The sequence below is a fragment of the uncultured Candidatus Kuenenia sp. genome, assembly GCF_900696675.1.
Taxonomy (GTDB): domain Bacteria; phylum Planctomycetota; class Brocadiia; order Brocadiales; family Brocadiaceae; genus Kuenenia; species Kuenenia stuttgartiensis_A.
This window is the reverse complement of record NZ_CAADGZ010000080.1, coordinates 1-15,100: the sequence shown is the minus strand read 5'-3', so window position 1 is coordinate 15,100 and position 15,100 is coordinate 1. Positions and strand designations below refer to the sequence as shown.

Below are 15,100 nucleotides of genomic sequence, written 5' to 3'. Positions count from 1 at the left end.
TTTCTTGACCTTCCCATCCTCACGGTACGATTCCCGCAGAAGGGTAGATCGATAGATTTTTTTACCGGATTTTGACTTGTTCTCTACAATATGCATGTCCACCATTGTACAGATAACAACCATTATCCGTCAAGTATATTGTCGGATAATAACAATATATTAGTGACTACATATTTATTAAAAATACAGCCTTAACAAACTATGTATTAAGCACTTATGCGTTTTGGCAGGGGTGAACATCCGATACAAATAAAAATCTTATGGTGTAAGCTCCTCCGGGTAAATGTCTTTCGCTGGGATGAAGTATACTTTCCGAAGTGTACTCCAGAGCATATGAGGGTTGTTTGGCAGATAATAAAAATATCTGATGAAGATAAAGAAAAATTTGAAGAAATCTGCAGAAAAATCCAAAAAGAGCATAAGAGTATAGATGAGATCAAAAAACACTAAAAGAATTACAAAAACTCTTTTTTTATGCTGGTAACAATTGCTTCCGGGGATTGAATAATGTCGACAACGAAGGCGTCTTCCGGTTCTTCCAACGTTTCAAACTGGCTTAAAAGAAGGTTTTCGTTCAAAAAATGCCCCTTCCGCCTATTTAACCTTTGACATATGAGTTCCCGTTCCCCTTTTAAATATACAAACCGGACAGATTCATGCTTATCTGCCAAAAACCTGCGATATGATTGCTTGAGGGCAGAACAGGCAATAACGGCATGCTCTTTCTTTGCTATTGTTTTTTCAATGATTTTTTGCAAGACCTCTAACCATGGCATTCTTTCTGCATCTGTTAAGGCAATTCCCTTTTTAAGATTTTCAATATTTGAAGGAGGATGATAATCATCGCCGTCGTAAAATGTCCATCCAAGATCATCGGCAAGAATACGCCCGATTGTTGTCTTGCCGGAACCCGATACACCCATTAAAATAATAATCATGTACCTGTTTCGTCTGTAGTAAAAAACAATAGTGACCGGATATCAAAGGGTGTTTTTTTCGTCATAATATTACTCCTCATTTTTTAATACTTCCGCCGCAAGGTTAGGTCATAGACTTGGGAGATAATAATGTATCCACCTGCGCTTTCGTAAGTATCTTTTTCTCGAGGATAATTTCCTTTACAGACCGCCCGGTTTTCATAGACTCCTTCACTACTTCCGCAGCATTTGCATAACCAATAATTGGGTTTAATATCGTAACAATCCCCAAACTTTTCACTGCATAATCCTCACACTTCTCCTTATTTACGGTAATCCCCCGCACACATTTTTCATCAAACACTTTCACGGCGTTTGTAAGGATTAAAATAGAATCCAGTATTTTATGCTGAATCAACGGCATCATGACGTTTAATTCAAATTGACCCGCCTGTGCTGCAAGCATGATTGATGTGTCGTTGCCAATAACTGAAAAACACACCATCGTTAACATTTCCGGAATAACGGGATTGACCTTGCCTGGCATAATAGAAGATCCGGGTTGTACCGCAGGCAGGTTAATTTCCGCCAGTCCCGTATTTGGCCCGGAATTCATCAGCCGCAAATCATTAGCGATGCGTATCAGCTCCACGGACAAAGCGCGAAGCGCCCCGGAAAATTCCACAAACGGCCTGTTGCTTTGCATGGCTTCAAAACGGTTTTTTGATGCGACAATATCAAGTCCGGTAATCTCTCTCAGATATTCAATCATCTTCGGTATATACCCTGGAGGTGTATTGATGCCGGTACCCGCAGCGCTTCCCCCTATGCCTGATTCCTTCAACGATTCACCTGCCTTTTCAATACCCATGTTTGCTTTCCGCAAAGATTCTTTATACCCGGAAAATTCCTGCCCCAGACGAATGGGAACAGCGTCCTGCAGGTGTGTGCGGCCTGATTTCACAATAGTGTCAAATGCCTTTGCTTTAAGGTCAAATGAATCCGTTAAATCAGATACATTTGCAATCAGTTTTCTTGATGAAAGCAACGCGGCTATGCGCATGGCGGTGGGATATACATCATTTGTGGATTGTCCGCAGTTTACGTGGTCATTTGGATGAACAAGAGAGTAGTCGCCTTTTTCCCCGCCCAGCATTTCAATCGCAATATTGGCAATTACTTCATTCACATTCATATGGTGTGATGTCCCTGCCCCTGCCTGATAAACATCAACACAAAACTGTTCCTGAAACTCGCCTTTCAATATGCGGTCGCATGCTTCAGTAATCGCCTCGCCAATTTTTCTGTCAAGGCGCCCTGTTTCGCTATTTACCATGGCAGCGGCCTTTTTGACGTAAACAATTGCAGTGGTAAAAATTGGCTGGGACGTACTGTCACTAATTGGAAAGTTTTCGATAGCCCTTGCTGTTTGTACGCCATAATAGGCATTCGCAGGTATTTTCATCTCGCCCAGATAATCTTTTTCTTTTCGAAACGATATTGTTTGTTTATCGCTCATTTTGAAATTATAAGGATTTCTCAAAAAACTAAAGTGTTACCAACTATTACCCATACGGTGAAATGCAATGATTTCCCTCTTGCCGTCATTTAAGGAAGAATCTTCGCAACTGCCTGCCAAATCGTATCTGCAATGACATGCTCCGGCAATAAGGTGTTGTTTTTTGTGCAATCAACGGTTTTCCAATTAGGTTTCCCCTTTGCAATTTCTATAAAAGTTTCCTGTGCGGATTTCATATGATGCATATCTTCTTCGTGGATGTCTTTTTTTGCACCGGCAAGATATTCGCGTTGCCCTTTCTTTTCTACAAGGAAATAGGCAATTTCTGCAGGTACATAAAGCAGTATACTGAGATGCGGACGTGGGATTCCAAAAACTGTATGTTCCAGTTGGTCCAACCATTGGAAGAATTGTGCCCTTTCTTCCGAATTCTTTATTTTTCCACCCTGATGAGCCATATTATCACACACATACCGGTTCGATATAATTATTTTCCCTGCATCAATCCATGTCTGTATCTGATCTTTTTTTTCAAAGCGATCCCCTGCGTAAAGGATAGAGGCAAGGTACGGGCTTACAGCATCCGCTGCGCCGAAGCTACCCCTTAAATATTTTGCAACCATTTCGGCAAAGAAGGTCTTGCCGTATTGGGGGAAATCGATAGTCGCCACGGGATATCCCTCTTTAAGCAATCTTTCGTAAAGAAGTTTTGTTTGAACCGTTTTGCCGCTTCCGTCAATACCGGTAATAACGATAAGTTTTCCCTGCATAATACATTCTCCGTATTGTGCCATTTTTATAATGGTCTTCTATCGTTTTGTGGAAAATATTTTGCTACTCCGGAATAATCATCCTTTGATAACACACAACGGTTTCAACTGCGCAACTTTCTTGCTGATGCCTGCGTGTTGCACGACATCCACTACCTTCGTCACATCCTTGTATGCATCAGATAGTTCCTCCTCCAGAGTAGCGCGGCTGTCTGCGCGGACGAGTATCCCTTTTTCTTTCAGTTCCTGTGCGATACTCCGGCCCTTGGCCACCTTTGTAGCCTGATTTCTGCTCATGACCCGCCCCGCCCCGTGACACGTACTGCCGAAGGTATCGGAATATGCCTTCTCCGTGCCGACAAGCACATAGGAACAACGTCCCATGTCGCCCGGTATGAATACCGGCTGGCCTACTGCTTTGTATGCGGCAGGAGTGTCGGGGTGGTTTGGAGGAAATGCGCGGGTAGCGCCTTTCCGGTGAACACACAGCCGCTTTTTCTGCCCATTCACGAGATGGTCTTCAAATTTGGCGATATTGTGACAGGCATCATACACCAGCGATATCCTGGATTCCTTAGGACTTACGTGCAATGCCCTCTCAAAGGATTCCCTAACCCAGTGGGTAATCATCTGCCGGTTGGCAAAGGCATAATTGGCTGCACAGGCCATTGCTGCAAAGTAATCCCGCCCTTCCGGAGAATTAATCGGAGCGCAGCATAGCTGCCGGTCAGGCAGTTCAATATTATATTTTCCGGATGCTCTAATCATTACTTTAATAAAGTCATCACACACCTGATAACCCAATCCCCTGGACCCCGTGTGTATCATAATAGTAATACCGTCCTTTTCGAGCCCTAACGTGCGGGCAATTTTTTCGTCGAAAATCTCCGATACGTAGCCAACTTCGACAAAGTGGTTGCCGGAACCGAGGGTGCCTAACTGTGCCAGCCCCCGCTCAATTGCCCTGGTGGAAACCAGTTCCGGATCTGCTCCAAAGATGCATCCCTTTTCTTCGATATGTTCTAAATCTTCTTTTGATCCATAGCCGTGAGAAACCGCCCATTGTGCGCCGTTTTTGAGTACATTTTTTACTTCATGTTGTGATAGTTTCAAATCCTTGCGATGCGACCCCACGCCGGAGGGAATGTTGACAAACAGGCTATCAACAATGGACTCCAGTTTGCCGGAAATCTCCACTCGACACAATCCCGTTTTGAGCAATCTTACCCCGCAGTTAATGTCGTAGCCTACTCCTCCAGGGGATACCACGCCATCCTCCATATCAAACGCAGCCACACCACCGATGGGGAAGCCGTATCCCCAATGAATATCGGGCATTCCAAGTGAATGACCAACTATTCCAGGTAGACATGCGACATTTATTACCTGTTGCAGACTTTCGTCTTTTTGTATTTCCTTCATCATCGATTCGTCGGCATATACGATGCCATCCACGTGCATCTTTCCTTCTCTGAGAATACGCCAACGGTAATCATCTATCTTTTGTATTTTGTAGTTGCGTTCATTCATAATATCTCCGGTTTTTCTTTTAATGATAATAATTGAAGCTTACTCTGGTTTTAAGAGCAGATTTATCTGGCTATAAATCGAAAATAACACGTGCTCTCCAGCGGCTGTTTTCTTGTTTTATTACCAGATTATGATGGGTTACTGCCTTTATCGCTGTTTTAATAACGTGCCTCTTTTCATCCAATAGTTCGCCATGTATTGTTGCCTTTAACTGAAGGTCATTCATATCGTTAATGTAAAATTCTTTAAACAGCATATTTTTTATTTCATGCAAATATAATAATTCGCTCAGCCAGTTTACGAGCAATTGTTCTTTGTCAATTCCATCCACAGCAATGATACGTGTATCTTTTTTTTCGACAGTGGAGAGATCGGCGATTATATCAAACATGGCGAATGCGGCATTTGAGAATAATTGCGGCATTGTATCTCCGAAGATATCAATACCGATGTCTGCAGTATGATCTATTAATTTGTATTTAAGCATGATAGTAAGATTGATTTTACATTGTTGTTGTGTAAAAATTTTTGGTTGCAGCGCAGCCGTGTTGTGCCAGATAAAAAGAATTTTTACGGCGATACAAAATCGTGTTCCGGATGCCGTATGGTAAGTACCGGGCAGGACGCTTTCCGCACCACTTTTTCCGCAACACTGCCCATAAAGACATGCGCCAAACCTGTTCTGCCATGAGTGCCGAGCACAATGAGATCCGTATTGTACTCCTTTGCCGTCCTGATAATTTCTGCAAACGGAACACCCTGGACAACGACCGCTTCTACGGATATCTTGCCTTGTGTTTCTTCGTTTACCGATTTAAGCAGCCTGGATTTCAGCATATCAATCGTTTCTTCGTTTATAATATTTGTAGTAACAGGGATGTAGGGCAATTCAGGGTTATTTACGTCAAGAAATCGTGTATCCAATACATGCAGCAGGTAAAGTTTTGCCTGAAATTTTGTTGCAAGTTCTATTGCATAGGCCAGCGCTTTTTCCGAATAGATGGAATAATCCACCGGGCAAAGGATGTTGTTTATAGTAATCATGATTTAGGCCTTTCATTAAGGTTTTTGGGAAAGGACTACATCTATTGCCTCGTCTATTTTTTCAATATAGACGCATTGAATCTTTTCCCGGATTTCCTTGTCGATTTCTTCGAAATCGTCTTTGTTTTTCAATGGCAATACAATTGTTTTTACTCCCGCCCTTATAGCGGCGAGGATCTTTTCCTTTACCCCTCCTATAGGCAGCACGTTACCCGTTAAAGTAATCTCACCTGTGAGTGCAACCTCCCTTTTTGCAGGCCTGCAGGTAAGCAGCGAGATAAGTGCGATGCACATGGTAATGCCTGCTGACGGGCCATCCTTTGGTATTGCCCCAGAAGGTACATGGATATGTATTTCCGATGTGTCATAGAAGGTTTCGTCGATGCCCAGTCGTTTCGCATTACTACGAATATAGCTGAGCGAGGCGATGGCGGACTCCTGCATGATATCACCCAGTAAACCGGTGAGGGTGAGTTGTTTTTCGCCCCGCATCCTGGATACCTCTATGAAAATAATGTCGCCGCCTGTTTCAGTCCACGCAAGGCCTGTGACCACTCCAATTTTATCTTCTTCCTCGGTTACCTGGTAAAAGAATTTTCGTGGGCCAAGAAATTTTTCAACCGTTTCCGGGAGTATAATTTTTGTGACCTGCGCTTCTCCCACGATTTCTTTTGCGATTTTTCTGCAGATCGAAGCAATTTCCCTTTCTAAATTTCTTAAACCAGCCTCCCGTGTATATTCCAGAACAATTTTGGTTATTGCAGCATCCTGAAAGTCTACAGGATATTTTTCCAGGCCGTTTTCTTTTATTTGCTTCGGAATGAGAAACTGGTGTGCAATTTTCAGTTTTTCATCCTCGCTGTATCCTGAAAGATATATCACCTCCATACGGTCTCTTAATGCGACATGGACGGTATCAAGGATGTTTGCCGTAGTAATAAATAATACATCGGAAAGGTCAAAAGCCACGTCAAGATAATGATCAACGAAGCTGAAATTTTGCTCCGGGTCCAGCACTTCCAACAAGGCAGACGCCGGATCTCCTCTGAAATCTTCGCCAATTTTATCTATTTCATCGAGCATGAATATCGGATTGCATGCTCCCGCACGGCAGATTTCCTGCATGATACGACCAGGAAGGGCGCCGACGTAGGTGCGCCTGTGTCCCCTGATTTCTGCTTCATCTCTTATTCCTCCCAGAGAGATGCGGATAAACTTTCTGCCAAGCGCACGTGCGATGGATTTGCCCAGCGAAGTTTTGCCTGTTCCAGGAGGGCCGCAAAAGCAAAGGATCGGTCCCTTTAATTTTTCTTTCAATTTGTGCACAGCGAGAAATTCGAGTATGCGTTCTTTCACTTTTTTCAGGTCATAGTGGTCTTCATCTAGAATTTTTGACGCCTGGTTAATATCGAGATTATCTACCGTTTTCTTATTCCAGGGGATATTGATAAGGTAGTCGAGGTATGTGCGTGAGACGGTATACTCCGGTGATGCGGGATTTATATCCCTTAACCGCTCCAATTCTTTGGTGGCAACAAGTTCTACCTCCTTTGGCATTTCCGCCTTTTTGATATTTTCTTCCAGTTTGATGAATTCCGCCATATGGGGTTCGTCTTTACCCAGCTCTTTTTGAATTGCCTTCATCTGCTCTTTTAAAAAAAATTCACGTTGCGCCTTTAACATTTCCTTGGCGACTTCGTCGTTTATTTTACCTTTTAGTTCCCGTACCTGAATGTCTTTGTTGAGATAATGAAATACTATCCGCAACCGCTTCTGAGGATCAACCATTTCCAGAAGTTTTTGTTTTTCGTCAATGTGCAAGTCCAGATATACGGTGACAAGGTCGGCCATGATGGATGGATTGTTTATGGTATCAATCATCGGGATAATGTCCTTGGGAAGTGCTTTTCCCAGCATTGCGCTCAATTTGAAAAGCGTTTTGACGCTTTGTATTAATACGTCTATCGTTTCAGATTTTTCCGAGAACTCCCGGAGTTCTTCGATTTTTGCCGTGCAATACGGTTCAGTTTGCGTATATTCCGTTACTTTTATTCTCATAAGGCCTTCAACAAGGCATTTTATAGTATCGGAAGTGGATTCGAATATCCTGACAACCTTTGACGCCGTGCCAATATCATAAAAGTCTTCATGTCTCGGAGAGGCGACATGGTATTTTAATACGACGATACCGATACATTCATTTTTTGCATGGGCTTCATTTATAGCCGTTATGAGTCCTTTTCCATATAATTCTATTACACGGACAAGCCGGGGAAATACTATGTCCTCTTTTACCGGAATAATGCTAATTATTTCGGGCAAAGGGATGCTATCGCCATTCTTGTGTAAAGTAAAAGTCGTTTTTTCCATAGAGGGGTTAAGTGAGTTGTTAAATGTAACCTGCATTTTGCAAACCCTGTTGCATAATCAGGTTAGAAAAGGTAGAATTCCCATGGTATTAGAGAAGAAAAAAACATTTTAAAAAAATATGAGCCTGTTCGTTGTTGAATATAACACAAAAATACGGTCAAAAACAGCCAAAAAACAATACAGAAATGAGCGGAAAGGGATTTCCAATCTCGTTCCCAGGCCGGAACTCCGGAACGAGCATTTTTATTTTTTCGAAAACGAAAAGGATACTTTTGTCGTAATTCAGGATAAATCATACGAATGAATTTTGTACCGGAAAAGATAGATATACTTATTCAACTTGCGATTCGGGAAGATATTGGATCGGGTGATATCACAACGGAAAGTATTTTCCCCCCGGATTTAACGGGTGAAGGGGAATTCCTCGCAAAGGAAGATGGGGTCATCGCAGGGTTACCTGTCGTTGAGCGCTTGTTTTCAAAAATTGACAAAAATATTCTTTTAAAAAAAAGTATTTCGGAGGGGATGTTTGTCAAAAAAGGCGATGTTATAGCTTCCGTCAATGGCAATGTTCGTCCGATACTTTCCGGAGAAAGGATTGCTTTAAACTTCCTTCAGCGGCTTTCAGGTATTGCGACCCTTACTGCGCAATTTGTTGAAGAGGTGAAACCCCTGAAGGTGGCGGTTATGGATACAAGAAAAACAGCTCCCGGCTGGCGTTATTTGGAAAAATATGCCGTTGCTATCGGAGGGGGAGTTAATCATAGAATGGGTCTTTATGATCAGGTGCTGGTAAAAGATAACCACCTTGATTTTATGAAAAAAGAGTTGTTGGCGGAGGAAATTGCCGGTATCAGTGTCATCGAAAAAACGGTCTCAATGCTAAGGAGGAAAATAGGGAATCACGTTTTAATTGAAATGGAGACGCGAACGTTATCTGAGGTGGAAGATGCGATCAAAGCGGATGTTGACGTCATATTGCTTGACAACATGGACGCCGAAAAGATAAGGTCGGCTGTTTCGCTGGTCAAAAACGGGAAGTATTGTAAGGGAGCGCATCGTCCCCTTACGGAGGCCTCCGGGAATATTACATTAGACAATGTGAAATCAATAGCACAGACAGGCGTTGACCGGATTTCTATCGGGGCACTTACCCACTCGGCAAAGGCGCTGGATATTTCGTTAAAAATCTCCCTGCAGTGAGTGGTATTCTGTTATGGATGGTTAAATAGCGTCAACGCCAATATCTTTTCTGTAATAAACCCCCTCAAAAGACAAACGATCAATTGCGTCGTAAACAAACGTCCTTGCCTCCTTCAAATCCTTTCCCGTGGCGGTTATCCCCAATACACGCCCCCCGTTCGTTACAATATTGCCGTGAACGTTAGCGGTGCCGGCGTGAAATACCTGTACGTTTTTTAATGCTTTCACCGCTTGTAAGCCTGAAATAGGCAGCCCTTTCCTGTATTTGCCAGGATATCCTTTTGACGCCAATACCACGCAGACGGAATGGCTGTCGTACCATTCCAGTTCCGCTTTGTCCAATGTGTTGTTGCTTGCCGCCAGGAGAAGCGATGCCAGATCGCTCTTCATTCGTACCAGAAGCGCCTGTGTTTCCGGGTCTCCAAACCTTGCGTTAAACTCAAGCACTTTTGGCCCTGCATTGGTTAGCATTATCCCCGCATAAATGATGCCACTGTAAGGGCGGTTTTCTCTCTTCATGGCATGGATGATTGGCACCAATATGTTTTCCTCGATATAACGCTGCATCTCATTTGTAATGAGATGCGAGGGGGAATAGGCGCCCATACCCCCTGTGTTTGGGCCTTTATTTCCCTCGTAAATTGCTTTATGATCTCTTGCGGAAGAAAGCGGGATAATTGTTTGTCCGTCGGTAATAGCAAGGATTGACACTTCTTCTCCATGTAAACATTCCTCAATCACCACCCTATCCCCAGCGTTGCCAAATATCCTTTCCACCATTATCTCTTGTAAGTGTTCCTTCGCTTCTTCAAGCGTTTTGCATACAAAAACACCCTTTCCTTTGGCCAGGCCATCCGCCTTGATAACAATGGGAGCGAAACATTTCTCCAGATATTTTTCAGCCATTTTTATGTCTTCGAATACGCGAAAGTCGGCGGTGGGAATACTGTGTTTTTTCATAATGGTTTTTGCAAAGACCTTGCTTCCTTCGATAAGAGATGCCCTTTTGCTAGGTCCGAAAATATCCAGATTGCCATCCTTGAATGTATCGACAATGCCGGAAAGCAGCGGGTCTTCGGGGCCTACAACGGTCAGATCGATTTTTTGCCTGATAGCGAAATTGAACAGGCCTTCGATATTATTGACGTCAATATCAACGCATTCGGCAACTTCCGCAATCCCGGGATTTCCCGGGGCGCAAAATATTTTCTTTACTTTCGGCGATTGCGCTATCTTCCAGGCAATAGCATGTTCTCTTCCGCCGCTTCCAATAATCAATATTTTCATGTGTGTTGTTTCCTTCATTGTAGTTGGATGGTATTCATACATTTAGTGATATTTAAGGTGCAAGGTTAACGCAGGTCGAAACATTCTATCATAATAAAAGGAAGAATGGGAAAGTTTTTTTGCCCTTGACAGTTTTGCATTGACTGATATACTGAGTAACATGATTGCACACGAAAGATGTGCGGTTTGTTTTAAATAGGTCATTTATTTTGGCAACGCGGGGTAGAGCAGTCTGGTAGCTCGTCGGGCTCATAACCCGGAGGTCGCAGGTTCGAATCCTGTCCCCGCTACCAATAAACGAAAGGGATTGCGGTTTTTGCCGTAATCCCTTTTTTATTTATGGCGCTATTTTTTCTCCTGAGTGCTTGCAAATAGTGGTTGGTATATCCAAAACCAAAATTGTGAAATCCTAAATACAAAGCAAATACTAAATTTTAATTTTCAAATGTTCAAAACCCGGTTTTTTCATTGGGATTCTGTATTTTGGAATTTGTTTCGTATTTTTTATTTCGTGCTTGTTTGGTTCTGGCTATGCAAGTTTAGGGGGGAGGGATAATTATATGCACTGGAAGATTATTATTACCACATTTATTACTATTTTTTTGGCGGAGCTTGGAGATAAAACACAAATTGCTTCTATACTTATGTCAAGCAAAACGGACAAGCCGTTGCTGGTATTTATCGGTACAATGCTTGCATTTGCATTAGTGACAATACTTGGTGTTACCGTAGGAACGGTAATGGCCAGGATGTTGCCTCTGAATTACATCAAAACGGGGGCGGCCATTACCTTTATTATGGTAGGGATTCTTATTTTATTTGGGAAAATATGAATGGGAGAAAAATACGGCTTTTCTCAGGCGCAGCAAGTAGGTAAGACGGCGAATCTTGTTATTTTCCTTGGAATCTTAGGCGTAGTTTTGAGTGTTGCGGCCTTAACCATGAGTGATAGCCTTGCCAGGAGAGGGTACGGAACTTTCTATGCTTTCACCGGACTGCTTATGGTCGGGCTTGGTTATGGGGTCCGATACCGTTATAAATATTGCTTAAATGCGGCGCTGATATTATTTGTAGCACTTTCCTGTCACTTTCTTTACAGGTTTGTTGTTTATCACACTGCATATATTTTATTACGATTATTGTTAAGTATGTGGGTTTCTTACCGCCTTTTTCAGGCACTTTCGCCAATGAAAATACTTATTGAAACGAATACATTTCCTGACAAAACCAATCGATTTATTGGATTTTTATCGAGACAAAAAAAGCATGACCATTCTGGATGAGATTTATCAATATAAATTATCGGAAGTAGCGGAGAACAAGAAGCTTGTTTCTGTGGAACAATTAAAAAAAAACATTCTGCAAAGAGCCCCTGCCCAATCTTTTGGTCGTGCATTAAAAACAAGCGGAAAAATAAACATTATTGCTGAGGTGAAAAAGGCCTCGCCCTCCCTGGGGATCATCAGGGAAGATTTTCAGCCGGTAGCAATTGCCAAAATCTATGAATCAAACGGAGCGGCCGCGATATCGGTATTGACTGACGTTAAATATTTCCAGGGGTCTCTGAAATATTTAACGGACATTAAAAATACCGTGCGTTTGCCCATTCTGAGAAAGGATTTTATTATTGATTCGTATCAAATATATGAAGCACGTTCCGCAGGAGCTGACGCAATACTTCTGATTGCGGCGCTCCTTTCGGAAGATGAAATACAATCCTTTTTAAATACGGCGGAAAAACTGGGAATGGATTGTCTTGTTGAAGTCCATTCTGCGGATGAATTAGAGAAGGTTTTACGGACAAAAGCAACTATTATAGGCATTAATAATCGCGACCTTAAAACCTTTCGCACCGACCTGGAAATTACCTTTCAACTAAAAGCCATGATTCCCGAAGACAAAATTGTCGTGAGTGAGAGTGGTATTAAATCACGGCCAGACATACTAAAATTGCAGGAACACGGCATCCATGTAGTTCTTATCGGAGAAACGCTGATGAAAAGCGACAATATCCAGTCAAAATTATGCGAATTATCAGGTACGTAGCAAGATTATAACTGAGCATCCAGCGCTGTTTTTAAATCATTTTTAGACTTTACACCCACTATTCTATTTACCGCCTTTCCATTCTTGAAGAGTATAATTGTGGGGATTGACGTAATGCCAAATTTTGCAGGGGTACTGTTGTTTTCCTCTGTATTAAGTTTTCCAATCTTCGCCTTTCCGCTATATTCTTTTGCCAGTTCCTCAATAACTGGAGCGAGTTGTCTGCAAGGGCCGCACCAGGATGCCCAAAAATCAACCAGCACCGGAATCTTTGCATTTGTTACTTCCGCATCAAAATTTGCGTCTGTTATTTCAACCAAACCTTCTGCCATAATCCATTTTCCTTTCAATTGATATATATTAAGTTATTTTAATTACCACGTACAAAAAGATTACAGTGGCATTCACCGTCACGTTCAATTTCTTCTTTGTGGTAAACGCAAGGGCATATGGCCTTTTTGTCTTTTTCAATATCACCGCTAACGATGCGGCAAGGACAGTAGGCATGCCCGTATTTTGATTTACGCATAACGAGCCCTTTGACGACTCTATCGACAATTTTTTTATCCGGATTTAACTTGTAAGGGCTATTGGTGACATAGGTATTGAGCATTTTGCGAATGTCCGCTTCTTCGTCTACCATTGAATCTTTGTTATCCATAGTTTAACCGTTTAAAAAAAGAAAAAACTGAATATACCGCTTTCAAAAACACTGTGAATCCTCACGCGAAAGAAAAATATATGTTTTAGTGAGCAGGTTCTGTATCATTTTTTTCACGTGGGGTTCGTTTCAGTTCCCATACGGCTCCCGTTGGGTCAGGGCAGTGGGCCAATAAAGTATCTTCGCTTGTCTGCCATGGCAACCTTGCTCCATATCGCAGTGATTGGGCATCCCTTGAAAGAACAGCATATGCGCAATCACAAAGCCCTTTTGGGGTAAATCCCGTTAAGGGAAATGAATCACCTTTCTTATAATAATTACAACTTCCTTTTTCTGCTACCGTTGCTACTACTTTGAAACTGGAACTTTTACACTTCACAATAGGTACTCCAATAAATGTTAATGTGCCTCTTTTATTTTATAATAGTTCATTATATTTTATGAAATAAACGTATTGCAAGAACAAAAAACAAACTTGACACAGAGCAACACTTTGGTTTTTTTTCAAAGAACTAAAGTGTTACGTTTTTTCTGGTTCAATTCTTTTTTGGACCTTTCTATATGACCAGTCTGGAAGCAAAGGGTTATTTACATCGAGTCTTTTCTTTTTAGAAATGAAAGCGTCGATAAGCATCTTTAACTCGTTGTCCGGTTTTTCCGTGTAAAATTCAATCTCAAAAAATCGCCTTACATCCTCCCTTAAATTCCGATACTTATTCCCGTATCTTACATAGCACTCGTGTCTATCAGTTGATTTCAGAAAGACGAGAAGCGCTGTAAAGGTTGCAGCGGCAAATCCCGATATGCCGGTTTTCTTTTCTGCACAATCTCTTGAATAAAATGATTTATTTTTTCTATATTCATTTCTATAGAAAAAAGGTTTTTCCCCAAAAACATTTTTGGCCGTTTAATTAAATCCTAGAATATCCTTGACTCTATACTATAGTACGGAGTGTATAATCGCAGTATAAGGAGGCAGATAAATGAAAAATCTAACGATAGGACAATTAGCCAAAGAAACCGGGACTCATGTTGAAACCATCCGTTATTATGAACGTCGAGGATTGATTGCTGAACCACCCAGACGAGCATCAGGATACAGAGAATTTCCATCTGAGTATGTAGAGCGGATACGTTTTATTAAACATGCTCAAGCTCTGGGTTTCACACTAAGGGAGATTTCAGAACTTCTTGCACTGGCAGATGGAAATCCTGCGTGTAAAGACGTCCGTAGGTTTGCAGAAGAAAAAGCAAAGGATATCGAAACACGCATCCATGATTTGCATAAAATAAAAGAGGTTTTACACGAATTAATTAAAAAATGCCTGATCAAAGGGCAATTATCAGGTTGTCCTATCATTGAGAGTCTGACTCAACATAAAATTCGGAAATAAATATATCGTTTTAATGGAGGTATTTTTGTATGAAAGGAAAATCTGTAGTTACATTTGCAGGCATAATCGTCTCTGCCATTTTAGCCTTTAAAGTTTGCTGCATCGGACCGTTAATTCTGGCTGGTTCAGGGGTGGGAATTATAGGGGGCTTTTCCTCTCTGGAAAGGTATAGGCCTCTATTTATCCTTATAACTTTCGCGCTTATTGGGACGGCCTTTTATTTTACCTATCATAGTGTCTGAACGAAAACTATCTAAACAACTATTTATTGGATAGTTAAGACTACTAATTGTTGCAAATATTTGACGAATATTTTCATTAATCTCAAAAAATGCGCCATTTTCACGAAGATTATCATA

17 protein-coding genes and 1 tRNA gene are annotated in these 15,100 nt (G+C 41.7%); 6 read left to right on the top strand and 12 right to left on the bottom strand.

What is annotated here, in order from left to right:
* Positions 1-455: 455 nt before the first annotated feature.
* The 7 genes from QZT26_RS11900 to lon all read right to left on the bottom strand — a co-directional run bounded on the left by QZT26_RS11900 (position 456) and on the right by lon (position 8,186).
* Entirely contained in the window at positions 456-938 is a 483-nt protein-coding gene (locus QZT26_RS11900) for a gluconokinase (protein ID WP_099325123.1), read from the bottom strand.
* A 103-nt stretch (positions 939-1,041) separates the two neighbouring features.
* Complete coding sequence (locus QZT26_RS11895; protein WP_099325124.1) at positions 1,042-2,436, bottom strand: aspartate ammonia-lyase; 1,395 nt, start codon at positions 2,434-2,436, stop codon at positions 1,042-1,044.
* Between the two features lie 89 nt (positions 2,437-2,525).
* Positions 2,526-3,230 carry a dTMP kinase gene (gene tmk / locus QZT26_RS11890; RefSeq protein ID WP_099325125.1) on the bottom strand — a complete coding sequence of 235 codons (705 nt, stop codon included), beginning with the start codon at positions 3,228-3,230 and terminating at the stop codon, positions 2,526-2,528.
* A 54-nt stretch (positions 3,231-3,284) separates the two neighbouring features.
* Complete coding sequence (locus QZT26_RS11885; protein WP_099325126.1) at positions 3,285-4,736, bottom strand: RtcB family protein; 1,452 nt, start codon at positions 4,734-4,736, stop codon at positions 3,285-3,287.
* 70 nt (positions 4,737-4,806) lie between these two features.
* Positions 4,807-5,223 carry an archease gene (locus QZT26_RS11880; RefSeq protein ID WP_099325127.1) on the bottom strand — a complete coding sequence of 139 codons (417 nt, stop codon included), beginning with the start codon at positions 5,221-5,223 and terminating at the stop codon, positions 4,807-4,809.
* 83 nt (positions 5,224-5,306) lie between these two features.
* Positions 5,307-5,780 (bottom strand): universal stress protein, encoded by a 474-nt coding sequence (locus QZT26_RS11875; RefSeq protein WP_099325128.1) that lies wholly within the window; start codon positions 5,778-5,780, stop codon positions 5,307-5,309.
* Between the two features lie 15 nt (positions 5,781-5,795).
* The gene (lon, locus tag QZT26_RS11870) at positions 5,796-8,186 is read right to left on the bottom strand and encodes an endopeptidase La (RefSeq protein WP_295102370.1); all 2,391 of its coding nucleotides are present in this window, start codon (positions 8,184-8,186) and stop codon (positions 5,796-5,798) included.
* 264 nt (positions 8,187-8,450) lie between these two features.
* On the opposite strand from lon, the gene nadC reads away from it, so the two are divergent.
* Positions 8,451-9,353: a carboxylating nicotinate-nucleotide diphosphorylase gene (gene nadC, locus QZT26_RS11865; RefSeq protein WP_295102368.1), complete on the top strand. Its 903-nt coding sequence runs from the start codon at positions 8,451-8,453 to the stop codon at positions 9,351-9,353.
* 21 nt (positions 9,354-9,374) lie between these two features.
* Here the strand turns inward: nadC and purD are convergent, their stop codons facing one another.
* Positions 9,375-10,640 (bottom strand): phosphoribosylamine--glycine ligase, encoded by a 1,266-nt coding sequence (purD, locus tag QZT26_RS11860; RefSeq protein WP_295102365.1) that lies wholly within the window; start codon positions 10,638-10,640, stop codon positions 9,375-9,377.
* A gap of 216 nt (positions 10,641-10,856) precedes the next feature.
* Here purD and QZT26_RS11855 point away from each other — a divergent pair.
* The 4 genes from QZT26_RS11855 to trpC all read left to right on the top strand — a co-directional run bounded on the left by QZT26_RS11855 (position 10,857) and on the right by trpC (position 12,686).
* A tRNA-Met gene (locus QZT26_RS11855) sits at positions 10,857-10,933 on the top strand.
* A 267-nt stretch (positions 10,934-11,200) separates the two neighbouring features.
* Positions 11,201-11,473: a TMEM165/GDT1 family protein gene (locus QZT26_RS11850; protein ID WP_099325132.1), complete on the top strand. Its 273-nt coding sequence runs from the start codon at positions 11,201-11,203 to the stop codon at positions 11,471-11,473.
* Positions 11,474-11,923: a hypothetical protein gene (locus tag QZT26_RS11845; protein ID WP_099325133.1), complete on the top strand. Its 450-nt coding sequence runs from the start codon at positions 11,474-11,476 to the stop codon at positions 11,921-11,923.
* Positions 11,907-12,686 carry an indole-3-glycerol phosphate synthase TrpC gene (gene trpC / locus QZT26_RS11840; RefSeq protein ID WP_295102361.1) on the top strand — a complete coding sequence of 260 codons (780 nt, stop codon included), beginning with the start codon at positions 11,907-11,909 and terminating at the stop codon, positions 12,684-12,686. The genes QZT26_RS11845 and trpC overlap by 17 nt, the downstream gene beginning before the upstream one ends.
* 5 nt (positions 12,687-12,691) lie before the next feature.
* Here trpC and trxA read toward each other — a convergent pair whose 3' ends face one another.
* From trxA to QZT26_RS11825, 3 genes are all read right to left on the bottom strand, one after another.
* Entirely contained in the window at positions 12,692-13,018 is a 327-nt protein-coding gene (trxA, locus tag QZT26_RS11835) for a thioredoxin (RefSeq protein ID WP_099325135.1), read from the bottom strand.
* Between the two features lie 38 nt (positions 13,019-13,056).
* Entirely contained in the window at positions 13,057-13,347 is a 291-nt protein-coding gene (locus tag QZT26_RS11830; protein WP_197705391.1) for a ferredoxin-thioredoxin reductase catalytic domain-containing protein, read from the bottom strand.
* A gap of 85 nt (positions 13,348-13,432) precedes the next feature.
* On the bottom strand, positions 13,433-13,726 hold the full coding sequence (locus QZT26_RS11825) for a TIGR04076 family protein (RefSeq protein WP_157820506.1): 294 nt from the start codon (positions 13,724-13,726) through the stop codon (positions 13,433-13,435).
* A 604-nt stretch (positions 13,727-14,330) separates the two neighbouring features.
* Here QZT26_RS11825 and merR point away from each other — a divergent pair.
* Positions 14,331-14,741 carry an Hg(II)-responsive transcriptional regulator gene (gene merR / locus QZT26_RS11820; RefSeq protein ID WP_295102356.1) on the top strand — a complete coding sequence of 137 codons (411 nt, stop codon included), beginning with the start codon at positions 14,331-14,333 and terminating at the stop codon, positions 14,739-14,741.
* A gap of 176 nt (positions 14,742-14,917) precedes the next feature.
* On the opposite strand, the gene QZT26_RS11815 is transcribed toward merR, so the two are convergent.
* Positions 14,918-15,100, bottom strand: a 183-nt coding sequence (locus tag QZT26_RS11815) for a hypothetical protein (protein ID WP_295102354.1), incomplete at its 5' end; no start/stop codon positions are given.

Bases quoted from the DNA above. Each gene is read 5' to 3' on its own strand.
- trxA (WP_099325135.1), bottom strand. From the start codon at position 13,018: ATGGCAGAAGGTTTGGTTGAAATAACAGACGCAAATTTTGATGCGGAA.
- nadC (WP_295102368.1), top strand. From the start codon at position 8,451: ATGAATTTTGTACCGGAAAAGATAGATATACTTATTCAACTTGCGATT.
- lon (WP_295102370.1), bottom strand. From the start codon at position 8,186: ATGCAGGTTACATTTAACAACTCACTTAACCCCTCTATGGAAAAAACG.
- merR (WP_295102356.1), top strand. From the start codon at position 14,331: ATGAAAAATCTAACGATAGGACAATTAGCCAAAGAAACCGGGACTCAT.
- QZT26_RS11875 (WP_099325128.1), bottom strand. From the start codon at position 5,780: ATGATTACTATAAACAACATCCTTTGCCCGGTGGATTATTCCATCTAT.
- tmk (WP_099325125.1), bottom strand. From the start codon at position 3,230: ATGGCACAATACGGAGAATGTATTATGCAGGGAAAACTTATCGTTATT.
- QZT26_RS11895 (WP_099325124.1), bottom strand. From the start codon at position 2,436: ATGAGCGATAAACAAACAATATCGTTTCGAAAAGAAAAAGATTATCTG.
- QZT26_RS11830 (WP_197705391.1), bottom strand. From the start codon at position 13,347: ATGGATAACAAAGATTCAATGGTAGACGAAGAAGCGGACATTCGCAAA.
- purD (WP_295102365.1), bottom strand. From the start codon at position 10,640: ATGAAAATATTGATTATTGGAAGCGGCGGAAGAGAACATGCTATTGCC.
- trpC (WP_295102361.1), top strand. From the start codon at position 11,907: ATGACCATTCTGGATGAGATTTATCAATATAAATTATCGGAAGTAGCG.
- QZT26_RS11850 (WP_099325132.1), top strand. From the start codon at position 11,201: ATGCACTGGAAGATTATTATTACCACATTTATTACTATTTTTTTGGCG.
- QZT26_RS11885 (WP_099325126.1), bottom strand. From the start codon at position 4,736: ATGAATGAACGCAACTACAAAATACAAAAGATAGATGATTACCGTTGG.
- QZT26_RS11900 (WP_099325123.1), bottom strand. From the start codon at position 938: ATGATTATTATTTTAATGGGTGTATCGGGTTCCGGCAAGACAACAATC.
- QZT26_RS11880 (WP_099325127.1), bottom strand. From the start codon at position 5,223: ATGCTTAAATACAAATTAATAGATCATACTGCAGACATCGGTATTGAT.
- QZT26_RS11845 (WP_099325133.1), top strand. From the start codon at position 11,474: ATGGGAGAAAAATACGGCTTTTCTCAGGCGCAGCAAGTAGGTAAGACG.